A 20,209-nucleotide genomic window follows, 5' to 3' on the forward strand; every position below is an offset into this window, starting at 1 on the left:
TCGCCATGCTAAGCTCGCGGCCTCATTTGCTGCCAATAATGACCCACTGTGCCGCACTCAATCTCTCCATTTTCCACCCCGGACTGGCTCTCGCAAAGCCGGCTGACGCCCCTCCCCGACGCACAGACCCTCGATTGGCTGTTCGATGAAGGTTCGCTGACCCGGCGCCTGACCCGTCTCTCCAATGACGGTTTCAGCGTGACGCCGCTGGTCGAGGGCTGGCAGACCCTGCGTGTCGACGAATGCGCCGCGCTGGACCTGCCGCTAGGTAGCCAGGGCTGGGTACGCGAGGTGTATCTGCGCGGTCACGGCCAGGCCTGGGTATTCGCCCGCAGCGTGGCGGCCCGTAGCGCCCTGCAGGATGGCGGGCTGAACATGGACGAACTGGGCAGCCGCTCCCTGGGCGAACTGCTGTTCTGCGACCAGGCCTTTGCGCGCCGCCCCATCGAGGTCTGCCATTACCCACGCCCGTGGCTGCCCGACGAGGTGCAAGCCGATGACCTCTGGGCCCGCCGTTCACGCTTCGATCGCGCAACCCTGAGCGTGCTGGTCGCCGAAATCTTCCTGCCGTCCCTGTGGAGCGCCGTCGGCGCCCAGCCGGAGAACCGCTGATGTATCAGAGCCTGCTCAAATCCCTCAACCGCCTGAATCCGCGCGCCTGGGACTTTATCCAGCTGACCCGCATGGACAAGCCGATCGGCATCTACCTGCTGCTCTGGCCGACCCTCTGGGCCCTATGGATTGCCGGCGAAGGCTCGCCATCGCTGGCCAATATCGTGATTTTCGTCCTCGGCGTGACCCTCACCCGGGCCGGCGGTTGCGTGATCAACGACTGGGCCGACCGTAAGGTCGACGGCCACGTGAAGCGCACCGAACAGCGTCCGCTGGTCAGCGGCAAGATCAGTTCCAAGGAAGCCCTGGTGTTCTTCGCCGTGCTGATGTTCATCAGCTTCCTGCTGGTGCTGTGCACCAACGCGGCGACCATCTGGCTGTCGCTGGGCGGCCTGGCCCTGGCGGCCACCTACCCCTTCATGAAGCGCTACACCTATTACCCGCAAGTGGTGCTGGGCGCGGCGTTCTCCTGGGGCATCCCGATGGCCTTCACCGCCGAGACCGGCGAACTGCCGGCCACCGCCTGGCTGTTGTACATCGCCAACCTGCTGTGGACCGTGGGTTATGACACCTATTACGCGATGACCGACCGCGACGACGACCTGAAGATCGGGGTGAAATCCACCGCGATCCTGTTCGGCGAAGCCGACCGGGTGATCATCCTGACCCTGCAGGGCCTGGCGCTGGGGTGCCTGCTGCTGGCGGGCGCGCGTTTCGAGTTGGGTATCTGGTTCCACCTGGGTTTGCTGGTGGCGGCCGGGTGTTTTGCCTGGGAGTTCTGGTACACCCGCGATCGCGACCGGATGAAGTGCTTCAAGGCCTTCCTGCATAACCACTGGGCGGGGTTGGCAATTTTCCTGGGGATAGTCGTGGATTACGCGGTGCGCTGAGGATCGTGATCGCGGGCCAGCCTCGCTCCTGCGCAGGAAAGAGGCTGGCCCGCGATAATCGCACTGCCATCAATCAGGCTTGGCTACTTTCCAGGCGCCGTCCATCTTGCCGTCGCCGGTCATGTCACCGGCTTTCTTGTCCATCACGAAGGTGTACAGCGGCTTGCCGTCGTAGGCCCACTGCATGGAGCCGTCGTCACGCTTGATGACGGTCCACTCGCCCATAGCCTTGTCGCCGCTGGCGGCCATCAGCGGCGGCCAGTTGGCGGCGCACTTGTCGTTACACATGGACTTGCCATCGGCATCCTTGGCAAAGGTGTACAGGGTCATGCCCTTGTGGTCGACGTACATACCGTCTTTGACCATCGCCGGTTCCGCGGCGAACGCCAGCCCCGGCAGGGCCAGCGCAGCGCTCAGCAACAGGGTTTTCCAGGATTGCGTGAGTTGAGTCATAGAAACCTTCTTTGGTGGTTGTCAGGATTCGGACCCAAAGCTTAGTCCACGAATGCAGCCCTCGCCCCAGCACCTAAAATACTGTCACACGACTGCAATAATTCCGTTATCTAATGCGGCGCAAGACAGTTAAATGACAAGAGGATTAAGCATGGTTGGCAGGAGCATTCTGATCGTTGACGACGAAGCGCCCATTCGCGAAATGATCGCCGTTGCGTTGGAAATGGCCGGCTACGACTGCCTGGAGGCGGAGAACTCCCAGCAGGCCCATGCCATCATCGTCGACCGCAAGCCCGACCTGATCCTGCTCGACTGGATGCTGCCCGGCACCTCCGGCATCGAGCTGGCCCGGCGCCTGAAACGCGATGAGCTGACCGGTGACATCCCGATCATCATGCTCACCGCCAAGGGCGAAGAGGACAACAAGATCCAGGGCCTGGAAGTCGGCGCCGACGACTACATCACCAAGCCGTTCTCCCCTCGCGAGCTGGTCGCGCGCCTCAAGGCCGTACTGCGCCGCGCCGGCCCGACCGACGGCGAGGCACCGATTGAAGTCGGCGGCCTGCTGCTGGACCCGATCAGCCACCGCGTGACCATCGACGGCAAACCGGCCGAGATGGGCCCGACCGAATACCGCCTGCTGCAATTCTTCATGACCCACCAGGAGCGCGCCTACACCCGCGGCCAGTTGCTGGACCAGGTCTGGGGCGGCAACGTCTACGTCGAAGAGCGTACCGTCGACGTGCATATCCGCCGCCTGCGCAAAGCCTTGGGCGATGCCTACGAGAATCTGGTACAAACCGTGCGCGGCACCGGCTACCGGTTCTCAACTAAAAGTTGAGAAAGCTGCAAGCCTCAAGCTGCAAGAAAGAGCAAAAGCAAACGCAGATCCGCTTCAACCTTGCAGCTTGTAGCTTGCAACTTGCAGCTGATCCGCTAAGGATCCCAAGTGAACCAGAACTGGCATGGCACCCTGATTCGCCACATGCTGCTGTTGGTCACCGGCTGCCTGCTGGTCGGCCTGATCAGCGGTTACTACGGCTGGAGCCTGGCCCTCGGCCTGGGGATCTATCTGGCCTGGACCCTCAAGCAACTGCTGCGCCTGCACGAATGGCTGCGCCTGCACCAACCTGATGAAGCACCGCCCGATGGCTACGGCCTGTGGGGCGAGGTGTTCGACAGCATCTACCACCTGCAACGCCGCGACCAACGGGTGCGCGGGCGCCTGCAAGCGGTGATCGACCGGGTCCAGGAGTCCACCGCGGCGCTGAAAGACGCGGTGATCATGCTCGACAGCGACGGCAACCTGGAATGGTGGAACCGCGCCGCGGAAACCCTGCTGGGCCTGAAGACCCCGCAGGACAGCGGCCAGCCGGTGACCAACCTGGTGCGCCATCCGCGCTTCAAGGAATATTTCGAGCAGGACAATTACAACGAGCCGCTGGAAATCCCCTCGCCGACCAACGACCGCGTACGCATCCAGCTGTACATCACCCGCTACGGCAACAACGAACACCTGATGCTGGTGCGCGACGTGACCCGCATCCACCAGCTGGAACAGATGCGCAAGGACTTCATCGCCAACGTCTCCCACGAGTTGCGCACGCCGCTGACGGTGATCTGCGGCTACCTGGAAACCCTGCTCGACAACGTCGAGGAAGTGAACCCACGCTGGAGCCGCGCCCTGCAGCAGATGCAGCAGCAAGGCGGGCGCATGCAGACCCTGCTCAACGACCTGCTGCTGTTGGCCAAGCTGGAAGCCACCGACTACCCGTCGGACAACCAGCCGGTGCCGATCGATGCGCTGCTGCAATCGATCAAGAGCGATGCCCAGGCGCTGTCCGGGGAGCGCAACCAGCGCATCACCCTGGAAGCCGACGCGCAGATCCAGCTCAAGGGCAGCGAGGCGGAACTGCGCAGCGCCTTTTCCAACCTGGTGTTCAACGCCGTGAAATACACCCCGGCCGAGGGCAACATCCGCATCCGCTGGTGGGGCGACGAGCAAGGCGCGCACCTGAGCGTGCAGGACTCGGGGATCGGCATCGACAGCAAGCACTTGCCGCGCCTGACCGAACGCTTCTACCGGGTCGACTCCAGCCGCAACTCCAACACCGGCGGCACCGGCCTGGGCCTGGCCATCGTCAAGCATGTGCTGCTGCGCCACCGGGCGCGCCTGGAGATCAGCAGCGTACCCGGCCACGGCAGCACTTTTACCTGCCATTTCGCCCCGGCCCAGGTGAAAAGATTCCGCGCCGGCACCCTGACCGACCAGCGGTGACAGCTACGCGCCACTAGGCAATCGCCCTGCCAGCCGCTACATTGGCTGGCTTGCGCCTGCCATTGCGCCGCGCATTTCTCTCTTTTTCGAATACACGGAACCCGCAAAACTCCATCATGGACCCTTCCCCTGGTTTTACCCTCGCGTCTCTTTTCGCCGACTTCGGCATGATTCTTTTTGCACTGCTCCTGGTTCTGCTCAACGGCTTTTTCGTAGCCGCCGAGTTCGCCATGGTCAAATTGCGCTCGACCCGGGTCGAGGCCATCGCCCACAAGAACGGCTGGCGCGGACAGATCCTGCGCACCGTACACAGCCAGCTGGATGCCTACCTTTCCGCGTGCCAGCTGGGTATCACCCTGGCCTCCCTCGGCCTCGGCTGGGTCGGTGAACCGGCCTTCGCGCACCTGCTGGCGCCGCTGCTCAGCGCCGTGGGCGTGGACTCGCCGGAAGTGGTCAAGGGCGTGTCGTTCTTTACCGCCTTCTTCATCATTTCCTACCTGCACATCGTGGTCGGCGAGCTGGCGCCCAAGTCCTGGGCGATCCGCAAGCCCGAGCTGCTGTCGCTGTGGACGGCGGTGCCGCTGTACCTGTTCTACTGGCTGATGTACCCGGCGATCTACCTGCTCAACGCCAGCGCCAACACCATCCTGCGCATCGCTGGCCAGGGCGAGCCCGGCCCGCATCACGAACACCACTACAGCCGCGAAGAACTGAAGCTGATCCTGCACTCCAGCCGGGGCCAGGACCCCAGCGACCAGGGCATGCGCGTGCTGGCCTCGGCCGTGGAAATGGGCGAGCTGGAAGTGGTGGACTGGGCCAATTCCCGGGAAGACCTGATCAGCGTGGAGTTCAACGCGCCGCTGAAGCAGATTCTCGCCCTGTTCCGCCGCCACAAGTTCAGCCGCTACCCGGTCTACGACAGCGAGCGCAACGAGTTCGTCGGCCTGCTGCACATCAAGGACCTGCTGCTGGAACTGGCGGCGCTGGACCATATCCCCGAATCGTTCAACCTGGCCGAGCTGACCCGCCCGCTGGAACGCGTTTCCCGGCACATGCCGCTGTCGCAGCTGCTGGAACAATTCCGTAAAGGCGGTTCCCACTTCGCCCTGGTGGAGGAAGCCGACGGCAAGATCATCGGCTACCTGACCATGGAAGACGTGCTGGAAGTGCTGGTCGGCGACATCCAGGACGAACACCGCAAGGCCGAGCGCGGCATCCTCGCCTACCAGCCCGGAAAGTTGCTGGTGCGCGGCGATACCCCGCTGTTCAAGGTGGAACGCCTGCTGGGCATCGACCTGGACCATATCGAGGCCGAAACCCTCGCCGGCCTGGTCTACGAGACCCTGAAACGGGTACCGGAAGAAGAAGAGGTCATGGAAGTCGAAGGCCTGCGCATCATCATCAAGAAGATGAAAGGCCCGAAAATCGTCCTGGCCAAGGTGTTGATGCTCGATTGAGCAAGGCCTGAGCCCCCTATCGCGAGTAATCGACGCTCGATTGCTCGCGCCCCCCTCCCCTGATGACACCCGCCCCGCAGATCACCCTGTAGCCGCTGCCGAAGGCTGCGATAAGGCCGAAGGCCTTCAGCGATCTCAAGATCCTGCGCCCGCTTCGTCGGAGTGCCACCCAGGTCGATCGCAGCCTTCGGCAGCGGCTACACGGCTACTTTTTGCCTAGCGCGAAATTCGGCAGGCTGCCGATGGGCTGGTTGAACTGATAGGGAATCGACACCAGCCCCAGCCCCGTATTGCGCTGCACCACGAAGTGCAGGTGCGGGCCGCTGCTGTTGCCGGTGTTGCCCGACAGCGCCAGCGGGCTGCCCACCACGACCCGCTGGCCTTCACGCACGCATACCGAGCCGCGCTTGAGGTGCAGGTACACCCCCATGGTGCCGTCGTTGTGCAGCACCCGCACGAAATTGCCGGAAGGGTCGGTGCCGCGCCCGCTCTGGCGGTTCTCGGTCTTCACCACCACCCCGCCCCGCGCCGCGATGATCGGCGTGCCCTCGGGCATGGCGATGTCCATGGCATACCGGCTCTTGGGGCCGAAATGGCTGTACCGGCCGTTGGCGCCCTGGGTCAGGCGAAAGGGGCCGCCACGCCAGGGCAGCGGGTAACGATAGGCCTGGGCGGCGCCTGCAGGGTCGCCCAGGGAATAACGGAACTGCGGGACATAGATCAGCGGCTTGCCCGCCTGCATCGCCGTGAGCTGCGCCAGGCGCTGTCGGCTGCGGGCCGGCAGTACCCGGCGAATCGGCTGCCTGGGGGCGCTGCGGATGTTCTTCAGGCCGGTAAACCCCAGCTCGATCTCCACCGGCGCATACAGGTCGTTACGCACAAAGACGCTGTCCACCCCCCAGCTCTTCTCGACGTCCAGACGCACCTGGCGCTCCAGGTGCTCGACCATGCGATCGCGAAACACGAACACCTGGGCGCCCGGCGACGGACGGTCGCTGTAGGACACCACGCCGTTGGCGTCGGTGGACTTGTAGATGGTCATGGCCATGGCCGAGGTGGCAGCCAGCAACAGACCACAGGAAATCAGCAAGTGCGTGAACATGGGCAAGATTCTGAAGAAAGCCTGAAGTCAGGCTAGCAGCCCGACGTGGACTTTGTATGAATCAACCCTGCACCAGAGGTTCCGCTGCCGACGAACTGAAACTGATATCGACACCCAGTTGCGCGGCGTCGGAGAGATTGACCAGCGCATCCAGGGAAAACTTGTTGATCTTGCCGCTGAGCACGTCGTTGAGTCGCGGCTGGGTGATATTGAGCCGCCGGGCGGCCTCCTTCTGCGAAACGCCCCAGGCCTTGATGGTCTTGCCCAGTTCCAGCATGAGCTTGGAGCGCAGGCGCATATTGGCGGCTTCCTGCGGCGAACCTTCGAGCGCGTCCCAGACACTGGCGAAACGCTCGGTATGCATGTGATCGGTCATGGCGTGCACTTATCTCCTGAAGTCTGGCCCGAGCCAGCTCGATGTCCCGCGCTTCGGTCTTGCGGGTGGTCTTGCGCATGGCGTGCAGCACATAAATGGCCGCGGGCCGGTTGGCCACGTAAAACACCCGAAACGCCCCTGAATCCTCACTGATCCTGATCTCGAACACTCCCGGCCCCACGGTTTTCATCGACCGGCAGTCATAGGGCTGCTCGCCCTGCTGCAACAGATCCAGTTGAAAACCCGCGGCCCTTCGCGCATCCAGCGGAAAAGCCCGGAGGTCCCGGAGCGCGCTCCCGACAAACACCACATCCTTGTGCCTAGGCATCGAACCTCTCCCGTGACTGACCCCGGAGAGGTTAAACAACCCGACCGCCACAGCGCGCGGCCGGGTTGTTTCAAAGCGTGGCCAGGCACAAGAAAAGCCGAAAGCACAGACCACAACCTATATCAGTACAGATATAAATCAACCTGAAAAACCGAGAATCGGACACACGGCAGCAAACCACCGCCCCCTCCCCCAACGCCTTGTACTGTACGGCCTGCAAGACATCACAGCCATCCTCCAGCAACGGATGCAAGGCCTGGGTGACACGCCCCAGATCACCTTCGTCAGCGTGCAGAAGCGTGGTACAGGAAAGTGTTTGCAGCAGGTTTCGCGTGGCGCTCCGACGAAGCGGGTACAGTTTTTTGAGATCGCTGAAGGCCTTCGGCCTTATCGCAGCCTGCGGCAGCGGCTACAGGGTCGGGGGCAGCCGTCCAGAACATGTGGCGCCAGAACGGACGTCATCGCGGGCAAGCCTCGCTCCTACAGAGGCGTGGTTGCCCGCGAAACTGGGGGCAGGAAACCGTCAGGCGCCGGGGACGAAGTGTTTCTGCGCCGTGCCGCGGGCGATCAGGCGGGAGATGTAATCGAGCTTCTGCGCATCCTGGTCGACGAAGCGGAAGGTCAGCTGCAGCCACTCGCTGTCCGGCTTCGGCTCATACGCCACCACTGCATGCAGGTAGCCGTTCAGGCGCGCCACTTCGGCATTGTCACCCTGCTCCAGGTCCAGCACCGCGCTGTCGAGCACCTGCGGCAGCGTATCGGTACGCTTCACCACCAACAGCGCCTCCTTGATGCTCAGCGCCTTGATCACGCACTGCTGGGTACCGCTGGGCAGGCGCAACTGGCCCTGGCCGCGACCACTGGCAGGCGCAGCGGCGGCAGGAGCCGGCGCCTTCACCGGCGGGCTGTTGAGCAGGCCACGGGACGGCGCAGCAGCGGGAGCAGGAGCAGAGACGACAGCAGGCTTGGCAAACGGATTGACCGCCGCAGCCGCCGGCGCGGCGCCGATGACTTCGGCCTTGCCGCCGGTCAGGGCACTCAGGGAGTCGTTGCCGAACGCCGAGTTCATCTTGGTCGGCGCGCTGTTCATCAGGGTGTCGAGCTTGCCGACCTTGTTCAGCGCCTGCTTGACCTTGGTCAGCAGCTGCTCGTTGGTGAACGGTTTGCTGACGTAGCCGGAGACGCCGGCCTGGATCGCCTGCACCACGTTCTCCTTGTCGCCACGACTGGTGACCATGATGAACGGCATGGCCTTCATCGCTTCCTGGCCGCGGCACCAGGTCAGCAGCTCCAGGCCGGACATTTCCGGCATTTCCCAGTCGCACAGGACCAGGTCGAAGGCTTCACGGGCCAGCAGGGCCTGGGCTTTACGGCCGTTGATGGCGTCCTCGATCTTGATGCCAGGGAAGTAGTTGCGCAGACACTTCTTCACCAGGTCACGAATGAACGAAGCGTCATCCACCACCAACACACTTACCTTACTCATCGACCACCCCTTTAAAAATCCCGGCTAGCATAACGCTTTACTGATGGCACTTTGCCAAAACTCTTCAGTCACGCCAGGACTTTTCGTTCGCGGGCGCTGCTTTTCAAGTTCAATCCCATAAACGAAAACGCCCGGCCAAAAGGGCCGGGCGCTTCTCTCGGGCAACCTTACTTATCGTCAGCTTCACCCGGAACATTAGCGCTTTCGGCGCTTGTGCCTTCAACTTCTTCCTTCATCCGCTTGAGCCCCAGATGGCGCACATCGGTGCCGCGCACCAGGTAAATCACCAGCTCCGAGATGTTGCGCGCGTGGTCGCCGATCCGCTCCAGGGAGCGCAGCACCCAGATGATGCTCAGAACGCGCGAGATCGAACGCGGATCTTCCATCATGTAGGTGGCCAGCTCGCGCAGCGCGGTCTTGTACTCGCGGTCGATGATCTTGTCGTACTGGGCCACCGACAGCGCCAGGTCGGCGTCGAAACGGGCAAAGGCGTCCAGCGCATCACGCACCATGTTGCGCACCTGGTCGCCGATATGCCGCACTTCCACGTAGCCACGCGGGGCCTCGCCTTCTTCGCACAGCTGGATGGCGCGGCGGGCGATCTTGGTCGATTCGTCGCCGATGCGCTCCAGGTCGATCACCGACTTGGAGATGCTGATGATCAGGCGCAGGTCGGAAGCCGCCGGCTGGCGACGGGCGAGAATGCGCAGGCATTCTTCGTCGATGTTGCGTTCCATCTGGTTGATCTGGTCGTCGATCTCGCGCACCTGCTGGGCGAGCCCCGAGTCGGCTTCGATCAGCGCGGTGACGGCGTCGTTGACTTGTTTCTCGACCAGCCCGCCCATCGCCAGGAGGTGGCTGCGCACCTCCTCGAGTTCGGCGTTGAACTGCTGGGAGATGTGGTGAGTAAGGCCTTCCTTCGAAATCATCTTGTTCACTCCGCGAAAGTTGCAAGCTTCAAGCTGCAAGCTTCAAGCAGTTAAATATTGATCCGGTACCGCACCATTTCTGTCTTGCCGCTTGAAGCTTGCGGCTTGCAGCTGCTTCCTAGCCGTAACGACCGGTGATGTAGTCTTCGGTCTGCTTCTTCGCCGGATTGGTGAACAGGGTGTCGGTGTCGCCGAATTCCACCAGTTTGCCCATGTACATGAACGCCGTGTAGTCGGAGACGCGCGCGGCCTGTTGCATGTTGTGGGTCACGATCACGATGGTGAACTTCGATTTCAGTTCGTAGATCAGTTCTTCGACCTTCAGGGTGGAAATCGGGTCGAGTGCCGAGCAGGGTTCGTCGAGCAGCAGCACTTCCGGCTCCACGGCGATGGTCCGGGCGATCACCAGACGCTGCTGCTGACCACCGGACAGGCCGAGCGCCGAGTCGTGCAGGCGGTCCTTGACCTCGTCCCACAGCGCCGCGCCCTTGAGGGCCCACTCGACGGCCTCGTCGAGGATGCGTTTCTTGTTGATGCCCTGGATACGCAGGCCGTAGACCACGTTCTCGTAGATGGTTTTCGGGAACGGGTTGGGCTTCTGGAACACCATGCCCACGCGGCGACGCAGCTCGGCCACGTCTTCGCCCTTGCGGTAGATGTTGTTGCCGTAGAGGTTGATCTCGCCTTCCACGCGGCAGCCGTCCACCAGGTCGTTCATCCGGTTGAAGGTGCGCAGCAGGGTCGACTTGCCGCAGCCGGACGGGCCGATGAAGGCGGTCACGCGCTGCTTCGGAATGTTCATGCTGACGTCGAACAGCGCCTGCTTCTCACCGTAGAACAGGCTCAGGCCCGGGACTTCGATGGCCACGGTTTCCTGCTCCAGGCTCAGGCTCTGCTTGTCGCGGCCCAGGGCTGACATGTTGATGCCGTGGGTATGTGCTTCTTGCTGCATGGGTAACTCCCTACGCTAACAAATTCGTTTCAGTGAGCCGCTGGCCTCACCAGCGGTAACGCCGTTCTCTGTAGGAGCGAGCTTGCTCGCGAAAGGATGGTGAGACCAACGCAGCGTCTGCGCCTGGAAGATCCCATCGCGAGCAAGCTCGCTCCTACAGGGGGTGGCGGTGATTAACTGTCCAGTGCCTTGTATTTCTCGCGCAGGTGGTTGCGAATCCACACTGCCGACAGGTTGAGCGTCGCGATCACCAGCACCAGCAGCAGCGCCGTGGCGTACACCAGCGGCCGCGCGGCCTCGACGTTCGGGCTCTGGAAGCCGACGTCGTAGATGTGGAAGCCCAGGTGCATGATCTTCTGATCCAGGTGCAGGTACGGGTAGTTGCCGTCCACCGGCAGCGACGGCGCCAGTTTCACCACACCCACCAGCATCAGCGGCGCCACTTCACCGGCGGCGCGGGCCACGGCGAGGATCATGCCGGTCATCATCGCCGGGCTGGCCATCGGCAGCACGATCTTCCACAGGGTTTCCGCCTTGGTCGCGCCAAGGGCCAGGGAACCTTCACGCACGGTGCGGGGAATCCGCGCCAGGCCTTCCTCGGTGGCCACGATCACCACCGGCACCGCCAGCAGCGCCAGGGTCAGGGAGGCCCAGAGCAGGCCCGGAGTACCGAAGGTCGGCGCCGGCAAGGCTTCCGGGAAGAACAAGCGGTCGAGGGAGCCGCCCAGCACATAGACGAAGAAGCCCAGGCCGAACACGCCGTAGACGATGGCCGGAACACCCGCCAGGTTGTTCACCGCGATGCGGATCACCCGGGTCAGGGTGTTCTGCTTGGCGTATTCGCGCAGGTACACCGCGGCCAGTACGCCGAACGGGGTCACGATCATCGCCATGATCAGGGTCATCATCACCGTACCGAAAATCGCAGGGAAGATGCCGCCTTCAGTGTTGGCTTCACGCGGGTCGTCGCTGAGGAATTCCCAGACCTTGCTGAAGTAGAAACCCATTTTGGTCAGGGTGCCCATGCCGTTCGGCTGGTAGGCGTGCACCACCTTGCCCAGGCTGATTTCCACTTCCTTGCCGTTGGCGTCCCGGGCAGTGAGGCTGTCGCGGTTGAACTGCGCGTGCAGGTCGCTGAGGCGGGTCTCGACGTCCTGGTAACGGGCGTTCAGCTCGGCGCGTTCGCTTTCCATGTCGGCCTGGGCGGCGGCATCGAGCTTGCCGTCCAGTTCCAGTTTGCGACCGTGCAGGCGGATACGCTCGAGGCCGGCGTTGATCGCGCCGATGTCGACTTTCTCCAGGGTCTTGAGCTGGGCAGCCAGCTTGTTCACCCGCTCGATCCGCGCCTGCAGTTCCGGCCAGGCCGCTTCGCCTTCGGCGATGACCTTGCCATCCTGCTTGACGTTGACCAGGTAGCCGTAGAAGTTGCCCCACTCGCGCCGCTCGATGGCCATCAGCTCCGGCGGCGTGGTCTGGTTGGTCAGCCAGTCGCCGACGATCCAGGTGAAGTCGTTGCCGTTCAGGTCACGGTTGCCGACCTTGATCAGCTCGCGGGTCATGAACTCGGGGCCTTCGTCCGGCACCGGCAGGCCGGCGCTCTTCAGGCGTGCCCGCGGCACTTCTTCTTTCTGTACCACTTCGCCGATGACCAGGTGGTTGGCCTGGCCCGGTACGTCGTAGTGGGCATGCACCAGGTCCGCCGGCCAGAAGTGGCCCAGGCCGCGCACGGCGATCACCGCCAGCAGGCCGATGGTCATGATGACCGCGATGGACACCGCGCCACCGCTGATCCAGACGCCCGGGGCGCCGCTCTTGAACCAGTCTTTTAGGGAGTTCTGTTTCACAGACTTCTACCTTTCTTAAAGCGACGAGTATTTCTTGCGCAGACGCTGACGGATCAGCTCGGCGAGGGTGTTCATGACGAAGGTGAACAGCAGCAGCACCAGCGCCGAGAGGAACAGCACGCGGTAGTGGCTGCCGCCGACTTCCGACTCCGGCATTTCCACCGCGACGTTGGCCGCCAGGGTGCGCAGGCCTTCGAACAGGTTCATTTCCATGACCGGGGTGTTGCCGGTGGCCATCAGCACGATCATGGTTTCGCCGACCGCGCGGCCCATGCCGATCATCAGCGCCGAGAAAATGCCCGGGCTGGCAGTGAGGATCACCACGCGGGTCATGGTCTGCCACGGGGTCGCGCCCAGGGCCAGGGAGCCCAGGGTCAGGCCGCGCGGCACGCTGAACACGGCGTCTTCGGCGATCGAGTAGATGTTCGGGATCACCGCGAAACCCATGGCCAGGCCGACCACCAGGGCGTTGCGCTGGTCGTAGGTGATGCCCAGGTCGTGGGAGATCCACATGCGCATGTCGCCGCCGAAGAACCAGTTCTCCATGAACGGGCTCATGTACAGCGAGAACCAGCCCACCAGGATGATCACCGGGATCAGGATCGCGCTTTCCCAGCCGTCCGGCACCTTGAGGCGCACCGACTCGGGCAGGCGGCTGAAGACGAAACCGGCCACCAGGATGCCGATCGGCAGCAGCATCAGCAGGCTGAAGATGCCCGGCAGATGGCCTTCGACATAAGGCGCGAGGAACAGGCCGGCGAAGAAGCCGAGGATCACCGTCGGCATCGCTTCCATCAGTTCGATCACCGGCTTGACCTTGCGGCGCATGCCCGGGGCCATGAAGTAAGCGGTGTAGATCGCCGCGGCAACCGCCAGCGGCGCCGCCAGCAGCATTGCGTAGAACGCTGCCTTGAGGGTACCGAAGGTCAGGGGCGAGAGGCTCAGCTTGGGTTCGAAGTCGGTGTTGGCCGCGGTCGATTGCCAGACGTATTTAGGCTCGTCGTAGTTCTCGTACCAGACCTTGCTCCACAGCGCGCTCCAGGACACTTCCGGGTGCGGGTTGTCGAGCACCAGCGGTTGCAGCTTGCCGCCGGCTTCGACGATCACCCGGTTGGCCCGTGGCGACAGGCCGAACAGGCCTTCGCCCTCGACCACCTGGTCCACCAGCAGGGTGCGGTGCGCGGTGCTGTGGAACACGCCGAGCTTGCCCGAGGCGTCCAGCGCGACGAAGCCTTTGCGGCGCTCTTCAGCGGTGATTTCGATGATCGGCGTGGTGCCCATCTGGAAGGTGCGGATCTGCTTCAGGCGCAGTTCGCCGTCCGGATCGCGGGCCATGAACCACTGGGCCAGGCCGCCCTTGGAGGTACCGATGATCAGCGAGATGCCGCCCACCAGCTGGGTGCTGGCCGTCACTTCGGCATTGGCATCCTCCAGCAGCTTGTAGCGACCGTTGAGGCTCTTGTCGCGCAGGCTGAACACGTCGGCCTGGGCACGCCCGTTGATCACGTACAGCCACTGTTGGCGCGGGTCGATGTACATGGCCTTGACCGGTTCGGTCATCTGCGGCAGCTCGATGCGGTTCTGCTCGCTGGTGACCTCGCCGGTCATCATGTTTTCTTCGCGGGTCAGCTGCAGCACGTGCAGTTGCGCGCCGCTGGAACCGGCCACCACCAGCGCCGAATCGGTGGCGTTGAGGTTGACGTGCTCCAGGGCACCGCCCTGCTCGTTCAGCACGATCGGGGTTTCACCGTAGGGGTATTCGATGGCCGGCGAGATGGTCTTCTTGCCGTCCGGGTAGCTGACCTTATAGGTGTGACGGAACACCAGCGCCTGGCCGTTGGACAGGCCAACCACCACCAGCGGGCTGCCCGGCTGATCCTTGCCGATGGCGGTCACGGTGGCGCCAGCCGGGATCGGCAGGTCGACGCGACGCAGCTCGGCACCGTTGTCGATGTCGAAGAACAGCGCCTGGCCCTTGTCGGAAACCCGCATGCCGACCTGGTTCTGCTCTTCCAGGGAGAACATCAGCGGCTTGCCGGCGTCCTGCATCCAGGCCGGGGTCAGCGGGTCCTTGGCGGTCAGGTCGGCGCCCTGGAACAGGGGCAGCACGACATAGGCGAGGAAGAAGAAGATCAAGGTGATCGCGGCCAGCACGGCCAGACCGCCGACGAGGACGTACCAACGGGTCAGGCGATCTTTCAGCGCGCGGATGCGGCGCTTGCGTTGCAGCTCAGGCGTATTGAAGTCAATGCGCTTGGGGGGAGAAGTCGGAGTCATGGTGGAGTTGGCCAGATCATTCATGCGCACACCCTAGCGATCCTGTATGACAGAAAGATGACAATGCAGTGACGCAACAAATCCGCCGCGTAGCAGAGCTGGCAGCGGATCGAAAATTGGGGGGTGTAGGAGCGAGCCCGCTCGCTCCTACAAGGTCCGGGACTGGCCCGGACCTAGGGTGTTACTTCTTTACGACAGCAGAGCCTTCCTGCAGGCCCAGGTCAGCCAGTGCCTTGGCGGCGACTTTGGCTGGCAGTGGGATGTAGCCGTCTTTCACCACGACTTCCTGGCCCTGTTTCGACAGAACCAGTTTCACGAACTCGGCTTCCAGCGGGGCCAGAGGCTTGTTCGGGGCCTTGTTGATGTACACGTACAGGAAGCGGGACAGCGGGTACTTGCCGTTCAGGGCGTTTTCTTCGGTGTCTTCGATGAAGTCGCTGCTGCCTTTCTTGGCCAGGGCCACGGTCTTCACGCTGGCGGTCTTGTAGCCGATGCCCGAGTAGCCGATGCCGTTCAGCGAGGAGCTGATGGACTGGACCACCGAAGCCGAACCTGGCTGTTCGTTGACGTTAGGCTTGTAGTCGCCTTTGCACAGGGCTTCTTCCTTGAAGTAGCCGTAGGTGCCGGATACCGAGTTACGACCGAACAGCTGGACCGGCTTGTTGGCCAGGTCGCCGGTCACGCCCAGGTCGCCCCAGGTCTTGACGTCGGCTTTGGCGCCGCACAGGCGGGTCGAGGAGAAGATCGCGTCAACCTGTTCCATGGTCAGGTGCTGGATCGGGTTGTCCTTGTGCACGAACACCGCCAGGGCGTCCACGGCAACCGGGATGGCGGTTGGCTTGTAGCCGTACTTCTGCTCGAAGGCCGCCAGTTCGGTGTCCTTCATCTTGCGGCTCATCGGGCCCAGGTTGGAGGTGCCTTCGGTCAGCGCAGGTGGCGCGGTGGCGGAGCCAGCGGCCTGAATCTGGATGTTTACGTTCGGGTATTCTTTCTTGTAGTGCTCAGCCCACAGGGTCATGAGGTTGGCCAGGGTATCGGAGCCGACGCTGGACAGGTTGCCCGACACACCAGTGGTCTTGGTGTAGCTCGGGATAGCAGGGTCAACAGCGGCAACCGCGTGGGCAGTCGCAACGCCAGCAGCGACAAAAGTCATTGCCGCCATCAAACGCTTCAGTTTCATGCCTTACTCCTAGCAGATAGGGTGTGTTAAGTCGGGCCAAGTATCTGTAGGCCGTGTGAACACTCTATGGCTGAAATATGACAATTAGATGAAAGGCCAGCATTCGCGATGGAAGGCTGGCCTTTTTTTATAGAGGGTTTTGTAGCCGCTGCCGAAGGCTGCGATCGACCCGAAGGGTCGCGACGATCGTCAGCGCGCAGAAGGGCCTGCGGCCTTGCGGCAGCGGCTACAGGAAGGCCCGGATCAGCGATCCTTTTTCCACAGGTACAGGCCGACCAGGATCCCGATGCTGCAAATAATTGCAACATAATAGGCCGGGCCCATCGGGCTCTCCTTGAGCAGCGCGGTCACCACCATCGGCGTCAGGCCGCCGAAGATCGCGTAGGCCAGGTTGTAGGAGAACGACAGGCCGCTGAAGCGCACCACCGCCGGGAACGCCTTGACCATCACATAAGGCACCGCGCCGATGGTGCCCACCAGCAGGCCGGTCAGCGCGTACAGCGGGAACAGCCAGTCCGGGTGATCCAGCAGGCTGTGGTAGAAGGTCCAGGAAGTCGCCAGCAGCAGCGCACTGCCGAACACGAACACCCGGCCCGCGCCAAAACGGTCGGCCAGCGCGCCGGACGCCACGCACCCCAGGCTGAGGAACACGATCGCCAGGCTGTTGGCCTGCAACGCGGTGGTCGGGCTGAAGTGATAGACCGTCTGCAGCACGGTCGGGGTCATCAGGATCACCACGATGATCCCGGCGGACAGCAGCCAGGTCAGCAGCATCGAGAGAATGATCGCGCTGCGGTGGTCGCGCAGCACTGCGCGCAGCGGCACTTCCTCGGCCAGGGCCTTGCGCAGTTGCAGCTCGGCGAACACCGGGGTTTCGTGCAGCCAGCGGCGCAGGTACACCGAGAACAGACCGAACACGCCGCCCAACAGGAAAGGAATCCGCCAGGCGTAATCGGCGACTTCGCCCGGGGTGTAGATGCTGTTGATCGCGGTGGCCACCAGCGAACCCAGGAGGATGCCGGCGGTCAGGCCCGAGGTCAGGGTGCCGCAGGCGTAGCCGATATGCCGCTGCGGTACATGCTCGGAAACGAACACCCAGGCGCCCGGCACTTCACCGCCGATGGCCGCGCCCTGGATCACCCGCATCAGCAGCAACAGGATCGGCGCCCACATGCCGATCTGCGCGTAGGTCGGCAGCAGGCCCATGATCAGGGTCGGCACCGCCATCATGAAAATACTCAGGGTGAACATCTTCTTGCGCCCGAGCAGGTCGCCGAAGTGCGCCATGACGATCCCGCCCAGGGGCCGGGCCAGGTAGCCGGCGGCGAAGATCCCGAAGGTCTGCATCAGGCGCAGCCACTCGGGCATGTCCGCCGGGAAGAACAGCTTGCCGACCACCGTGGCGAAGAACACGAAAATGATGAAATCGTAGAACTCCAGCGCGCCGCCCAAAGCGGACAGCGACAGGGTCTTGTAGTCATTGCGGGTCAACGGACGAGCCGGTTGCGCGGGCTGCGCGACGCTCGAAGGCACAGTGGTCATGGCAAGGGCTTCTCTTATAGTCGGTTCTGGAAGCCGCAACAGCGCTGGTTGTGGCCTGGCAGGTTCGGCACGATAGCAAATTGTTCGAAAAAGCACATAGATGTGCACAATTGACAGTCAAAATCAGAACCGGATGGTCGTCGTGGAGCCTGTCGATCGATATACTCGCAGGCATTGGAGCAAAGCCGCCCCGGCAAGGGTTGCTGTGCGAAAACGCCGCTGGGCGCCCCAGGCGCCGACTCGGCCAGCCGGTTTCGCAGAGTTTCCCTTTAGTACGCCTTACGAAGAACGTGACGAACGTAGTATGTTCGGGCTGAATCGTTTTTCCTCAAGACGGCTATTCACCTGAAGTACCAATGAAGAGTCACGGGTCAGAGGCACCCCCGGCATGATAGAGCTCGAACAAGAAGATCCGATCCCGCAAGGCGACCTGGCCCTGCAAATCACCGCGCTTCCCCGCGAAACCAACGGCTTTGGCGATATTTTCGGCGGCTGGCTGGTGGCCCAGATGGATCTGGCGGGCACCGCAATGGCCAGTCGCGTGGCCGGCGGACGTGTCGCCACCGTCGCCATCGACCGCATGGCATTCCTGGTGCCGGTAGCGGTCGGCGCGCAGCTTTCCTTTTATACCCAGACCCTGGAAATCGGACGCAGCTCGATCCAGATGATGGTCGAGGTCTGGAGCGACGATCCGTTGTCCAGCGAATGGCGCAAGGTCACCGAGGCGGTGTTCGTGTTCGTTGCCATCGACGGCAGCGGCCGCACCCGCTCGGTTCCGCCCAGAGCCCGCTAAATTCGGCGAGGGTTAAACCCGGCGGCTGTTACGTGGTCCATAGCAGCCCTGCTTTTGAACGAGAACAGCACCATGCCTACCCCTCACGTTGAAACGGTGAAACTGGATGAACTGAACTGCTGGCGCATCCGCCACGGTCAGGCCGAACTGCTGGTGGCCCAGCAAGGCGCGCACATCCTCAGCTATCAATTGGCCGGGCAACCGCCGCTGATCTGGCTCAACGACGAGGCCGTGTTCAAGACCGGCAAAAGCATTCGCGCCGGCGTTCCGGTGTGCTGGCCGTGGTTTGGCAATTTCGCGCGCAACCCGCAAAGCGTCCAGGCCATGCGCCAGAGCAGCGAGCCAGCCGGAGCCCACGGCCTGGTCCGCGCCACCGACTGGGAACTGCTGGGCATCCAGAGCGAAGGCGAAAGCCTGCTGGTGGAACTGCAACTGCCGATCCCCGAAGGTGGGCTGCCAGGCTGGCCGCATCAGGTCGAGCTGAAGCTGAGCATCCGTCTCGACGACCAGCTGCACATCAACCTCACCAGCCACAACCTGGGCGACGACAGCGTCACCATCAGCCAGGCGCTGCACAGCTACTTCGCGGTCAGCGATGTGCGCAAGGTGCATGTCGAAGGGCTGGATGGCCTGAACTACATCGAGACCCTGGATGACTGGAAGACCCGGCAGCAGTCCGGCGACCTGCATTTCACCGGCGAGACCGACCGCATCTACCTCGATCCACCACCACAGCTGAGCATCGTCGACCCGGCCTGGGAGCGACGCATCCAGCTGACCAGCAACGGCTCGCGCTCGGCGGTGATCTGGAACCCGTGGATCGCCCGCGCCGAGCAGTTCAGCGACATGGCCAACGATGGCTGGCAACGCATGCTGTGCATCGAGACCGCCAACGTGATGGATGACGTGGTGACCCTGGCGCCGGGCGCCAGTCATACCCTGGGTGTGAGCGTTACCAGCGTGCCGCTGTAACGCCGGGTTCTTTCTGCGCGAGCAGTCGGGTCGAGGCTCGATTGCTCGCGATGAATGACCCACATTGATTCAGTGAAACCGCGTAATCGTTGACGTCCATCGCGAGCAAGCTTCGCTCCTACAGAAGCAAGTATTGCGCCTTACAGATCCGACTCCTGCACCACCCGCACTTTCTGTGCATCCAGCGCATAGGCCGCGTCGGCCAGGTCGTTGCTGACCGTCTCGATCTTCAGGTGGCCGGTCACCCACAGCGGCGTGTAGATATCGTCCAGCTTCACGCCCTTGGGGAAACGCACCAGCACCAGCTGGTTGGGCGGCGGTGGCGGCACATGGATGCAGGCGCCCGGATAAGGCACGAGGAAAAACAGGGTGCTGCGCCCCTTGGCGTCGGACTCCAGCGGCACCGGATACCCCCCGATGCGGATGTCCTTGCCGTTCATGGCCGGCACGGTCTTGGTCGAATACATCACCGCCGGCAACCCCTTGCTCTGCTTCAGGCCGCCCTTTTCGGTAAAGGTGCCATTGGCTTCGGGGGAGTTGTGATCGATTTCCGGCATTTGCTCGAGGGCTTTCTGGTCCGACTTGGGCATCAGTTCGAGCCAGTCGGTTTCCGGCAGTTCGCCGGCATGGACCAGGCCTGAACCCAGCAGAACAAGAGTCAACAGAAGACGGCGCATGGAGGAGCTCGGCAAGAAAGGGACAAGACAACGCCGGGCATTCTAGCCCTCTCTACCTGCG

At 62.9% G+C, this 20,209-nt stretch carries 18 protein-coding genes and 1 pseudogene; 7 read left to right on the forward strand and 12 right to left on the reverse strand.

Annotation, left to right across the window (positions count from 1 at the left end; translation table 11 throughout):
* The first annotated feature begins 48 nt into the window (after positions 1–48).
* Together PVZ78_RS13195 and ubiA are read left to right on the forward strand one after the other, a co-directional pair.
* Positions 49–612 carry a chorismate--pyruvate lyase family protein gene (locus PVZ78_RS13195; RefSeq protein ID WP_273828780.1) on the forward strand — a complete coding sequence of 188 codons (564 nt, stop codon included), beginning with the start codon at positions 49–51 and terminating at the stop codon, positions 610–612.
* Positions 612–1,502, forward strand: a complete 891-nt coding sequence (gene ubiA, locus PVZ78_RS13200; protein ID WP_009051597.1) for a 4-hydroxybenzoate octaprenyltransferase — start codon at positions 612–614, stop codon at positions 1,500–1,502. The genes PVZ78_RS13195 and ubiA overlap by 1 nt, the downstream gene beginning before the upstream one ends.
* A gap of 69 nt (positions 1,503–1,571) precedes the next feature.
* On the opposite strand, the gene PVZ78_RS13205 is transcribed toward ubiA, so the two are convergent.
* Positions 1,572–1,955 carry a COG4315 family predicted lipoprotein gene (locus PVZ78_RS13205; RefSeq protein ID WP_009051598.1) on the reverse strand — a complete coding sequence of 128 codons (384 nt, stop codon included), beginning with the start codon at positions 1,953–1,955 and terminating at the stop codon, positions 1,572–1,574.
* Between the two features lie 151 nt (positions 1,956–2,106).
* On the opposite strand from PVZ78_RS13205, the gene phoB reads away from it, so the two are divergent.
* The 3 genes from phoB (at position 2,107) to PVZ78_RS13220 (ending at position 5,690) form a co-directional block, all read left to right on the forward strand.
* Positions 2,107–2,796 carry a phosphate regulon transcriptional regulator PhoB gene (gene phoB / locus PVZ78_RS13210; RefSeq protein WP_016703132.1) on the forward strand — a complete coding sequence of 230 codons (690 nt, stop codon included), beginning with the start codon at positions 2,107–2,109 and terminating at the stop codon, positions 2,794–2,796.
* 144 nt (positions 2,797–2,940) lie between these two features.
* A complete protein-coding gene (gene phoR / locus PVZ78_RS13215) occupies positions 2,941–4,233 on the forward strand; it encodes a phosphate regulon sensor histidine kinase PhoR (RefSeq protein ID WP_231999353.1) in 1,293 nt (430 codons plus the stop codon).
* 116 nt (positions 4,234–4,349) lie between these two features.
* Entirely contained in the window at positions 4,350–5,690 is a 1,341-nt protein-coding gene (locus PVZ78_RS13220) for a hemolysin family protein (protein WP_009051600.1), read from the forward strand.
* Positions 5,691–5,895: 205 nt separating this feature from the next.
* Here PVZ78_RS13220 and PVZ78_RS13225 read toward each other — a convergent pair whose 3' ends face one another.
* The 10 genes and pseudogenes from PVZ78_RS13225 to PVZ78_RS13270 form a co-directional block, all read right to left on the reverse strand.
* Positions 5,896–6,792: a peptidoglycan DD-metalloendopeptidase family protein gene (locus PVZ78_RS13225; protein ID WP_009051601.1), complete on the reverse strand. Its 897-nt coding sequence runs from the start codon at positions 6,790–6,792 to the stop codon at positions 5,896–5,898.
* 61 nt (positions 6,793–6,853) lie between these two features.
* The gene (locus PVZ78_RS13230) at positions 6,854–7,168 is read right to left on the reverse strand and encodes a helix-turn-helix domain-containing protein (protein ID WP_016703130.1); all 315 of its coding nucleotides are present in this window, start codon (positions 7,166–7,168) and stop codon (positions 6,854–6,856) included.
* A gap of 7 nt (positions 7,169–7,175) precedes the next feature.
* Positions 7,176–7,496, reverse strand: a pseudogene (locus tag PVZ78_RS13235) (type II toxin-antitoxin system RelE/ParE family toxin); the annotation flags it as partial.
* Positions 7,497–8,019: 523 nt separating this feature from the next.
* Positions 8,020–8,982: a response regulator gene (locus tag PVZ78_RS13240; protein WP_016703129.1), complete on the reverse strand. Its 963-nt coding sequence runs from the start codon at positions 8,980–8,982 to the stop codon at positions 8,020–8,022.
* A 167-nt stretch (positions 8,983–9,149) separates the two neighbouring features.
* Complete coding sequence (gene phoU / locus PVZ78_RS13245; RefSeq protein WP_007928528.1) at positions 9,150–9,911, reverse strand: phosphate signaling complex protein PhoU; 762 nt, start codon at positions 9,909–9,911, stop codon at positions 9,150–9,152.
* A gap of 118 nt (positions 9,912–10,029) precedes the next feature.
* On the reverse strand, positions 10,030–10,863 hold the full coding sequence (gene pstB / locus PVZ78_RS13250) for a phosphate ABC transporter ATP-binding protein PstB (protein ID WP_009051604.1): 834 nt from the start codon (positions 10,861–10,863) through the stop codon (positions 10,030–10,032).
* A 173-nt stretch (positions 10,864–11,036) separates the two neighbouring features.
* Positions 11,037–12,707: a phosphate ABC transporter permease PstA gene (gene pstA / locus PVZ78_RS13255; RefSeq protein WP_198919531.1), complete on the reverse strand. Its 1,671-nt coding sequence runs from the start codon at positions 12,705–12,707 to the stop codon at positions 11,037–11,039.
* Between the two features lie 15 nt (positions 12,708–12,722).
* Complete coding sequence (locus PVZ78_RS13260; protein WP_172833406.1) at positions 12,723–14,756, reverse strand: ABC transporter permease subunit; 2,034 nt, start codon at positions 14,754–14,756, stop codon at positions 12,723–12,725.
* 409 nt (positions 14,757–15,165) lie between these two features.
* Positions 15,166–16,164, reverse strand: coding sequence for a phosphate ABC transporter substrate-binding protein PstS family protein (locus PVZ78_RS13265; RefSeq protein WP_016703125.1), 999 nt, complete (start codon positions 16,162–16,164; stop codon positions 15,166–15,168).
* Between the two features lie 243 nt (positions 16,165–16,407).
* Positions 16,408–17,706 (reverse strand): MFS transporter, encoded by a 1,299-nt coding sequence (locus PVZ78_RS13270; RefSeq protein ID WP_028683641.1) that lies wholly within the window; start codon positions 17,704–17,706, stop codon positions 16,408–16,410.
* A 388-nt stretch (positions 17,707–18,094) separates the two neighbouring features.
* On the opposite strand from PVZ78_RS13270, the gene PVZ78_RS13275 reads away from it, so the two are divergent.
* Together PVZ78_RS13275 and PVZ78_RS13280 are read left to right on the forward strand one after the other, a co-directional pair.
* Positions 18,095–18,499, forward strand: coding sequence for an acyl-CoA thioesterase (locus PVZ78_RS13275; RefSeq protein ID WP_003229628.1), 405 nt, complete (start codon positions 18,095–18,097; stop codon positions 18,497–18,499).
* Between the two features lie 72 nt (positions 18,500–18,571).
* Entirely contained in the window at positions 18,572–19,471 is a 900-nt protein-coding gene (locus PVZ78_RS13280) for a D-hexose-6-phosphate mutarotase (RefSeq protein ID WP_110176212.1), read from the forward strand.
* A gap of 140 nt (positions 19,472–19,611) precedes the next feature.
* Here the strand turns inward: PVZ78_RS13280 and PVZ78_RS13285 are convergent, their stop codons facing one another.
* Positions 19,612–20,148 (reverse strand): DUF3299 domain-containing protein, encoded by a 537-nt coding sequence (locus PVZ78_RS13285; RefSeq protein ID WP_150085976.1) that lies wholly within the window; start codon positions 20,146–20,148, stop codon positions 19,612–19,614.
* Positions 20,149–20,209 lie beyond the last annotated feature (61 nt).

Source organism: Pseudomonas sp. SBT1-2, assembly GCF_028640875.1.
GTDB lineage: Bacteria > Pseudomonadota > Gammaproteobacteria > Pseudomonadales > Pseudomonadaceae > Aquipseudomonas > Aquipseudomonas chlororaphis_I.

Coding starts and splice junctions, on each gene's coding strand:
- phoU (WP_007928528.1), bottom strand. CDS start 9,911: ATGATTTCGAAGGAAGGCCTTACTCACCACATCTCCCAGCAGTTCAAC.
- pstB (WP_009051604.1), bottom strand. CDS start 10,863: ATGCAGCAAGAAGCACATACCCACGGCATCAACATGTCAGCCCTGGGC.
- PVZ78_RS13220 (WP_009051600.1), top strand. CDS start 4,350: ATGGACCCTTCCCCTGGTTTTACCCTCGCGTCTCTTTTCGCCGACTTC.
- ubiA (WP_009051597.1), top strand. CDS start 612: ATGTATCAGAGCCTGCTCAAATCCCTCAACCGCCTGAATCCGCGCGCC.
- PVZ78_RS13265 (WP_016703125.1), bottom strand. CDS start 16,164: ATGAAACTGAAGCGTTTGATGGCGGCAATGACTTTTGTCGCTGCTGGC.
- PVZ78_RS13205 (WP_009051598.1), bottom strand. CDS start 1,955: ATGACTCAACTCACGCAATCCTGGAAAACCCTGTTGCTGAGCGCTGCG.
- PVZ78_RS13270 (WP_028683641.1), bottom strand. CDS start 17,706: ATGACCACTGTGCCTTCGAGCGTCGCGCAGCCCGCGCAACCGGCTCGT.
- PVZ78_RS13225 (WP_009051601.1), bottom strand. CDS start 6,792: ATGTTCACGCACTTGCTGATTTCCTGTGGTCTGTTGCTGGCTGCCACC.
- PVZ78_RS13260 (WP_172833406.1), bottom strand. CDS start 14,756: ATGCAGGACGCCGGCAAGCCGCTGATGTTCTCCCTGGAAGAGCAGAAC.
- PVZ78_RS13230 (WP_016703130.1), bottom strand. CDS start 7,168: ATGACCGATCACATGCATACCGAGCGTTTCGCCAGTGTCTGGGACGCG.
- PVZ78_RS13240 (WP_016703129.1), bottom strand. CDS start 8,982: ATGAGTAAGGTAAGTGTGTTGGTGGTGGATGACGCTTCGTTCATTCGT.
- PVZ78_RS13285 (WP_150085976.1), bottom strand. CDS start 20,148: ATGCGCCGTCTTCTGTTGACTCTTGTTCTGCTGGGTTCAGGCCTGGTC.
- PVZ78_RS13280 (WP_110176212.1), top strand. CDS start 18,572: ATGCCTACCCCTCACGTTGAAACGGTGAAACTGGATGAACTGAACTGC.
- phoB (WP_016703132.1), top strand. CDS start 2,107: ATGGTTGGCAGGAGCATTCTGATCGTTGACGACGAAGCGCCCATTCGC.
- PVZ78_RS13275 (WP_003229628.1), top strand. CDS start 18,095: ATGATAGAGCTCGAACAAGAAGATCCGATCCCGCAAGGCGACCTGGCC.
- phoR (WP_231999353.1), top strand. CDS start 2,941: ATGCTGCTGTTGGTCACCGGCTGCCTGCTGGTCGGCCTGATCAGCGGT.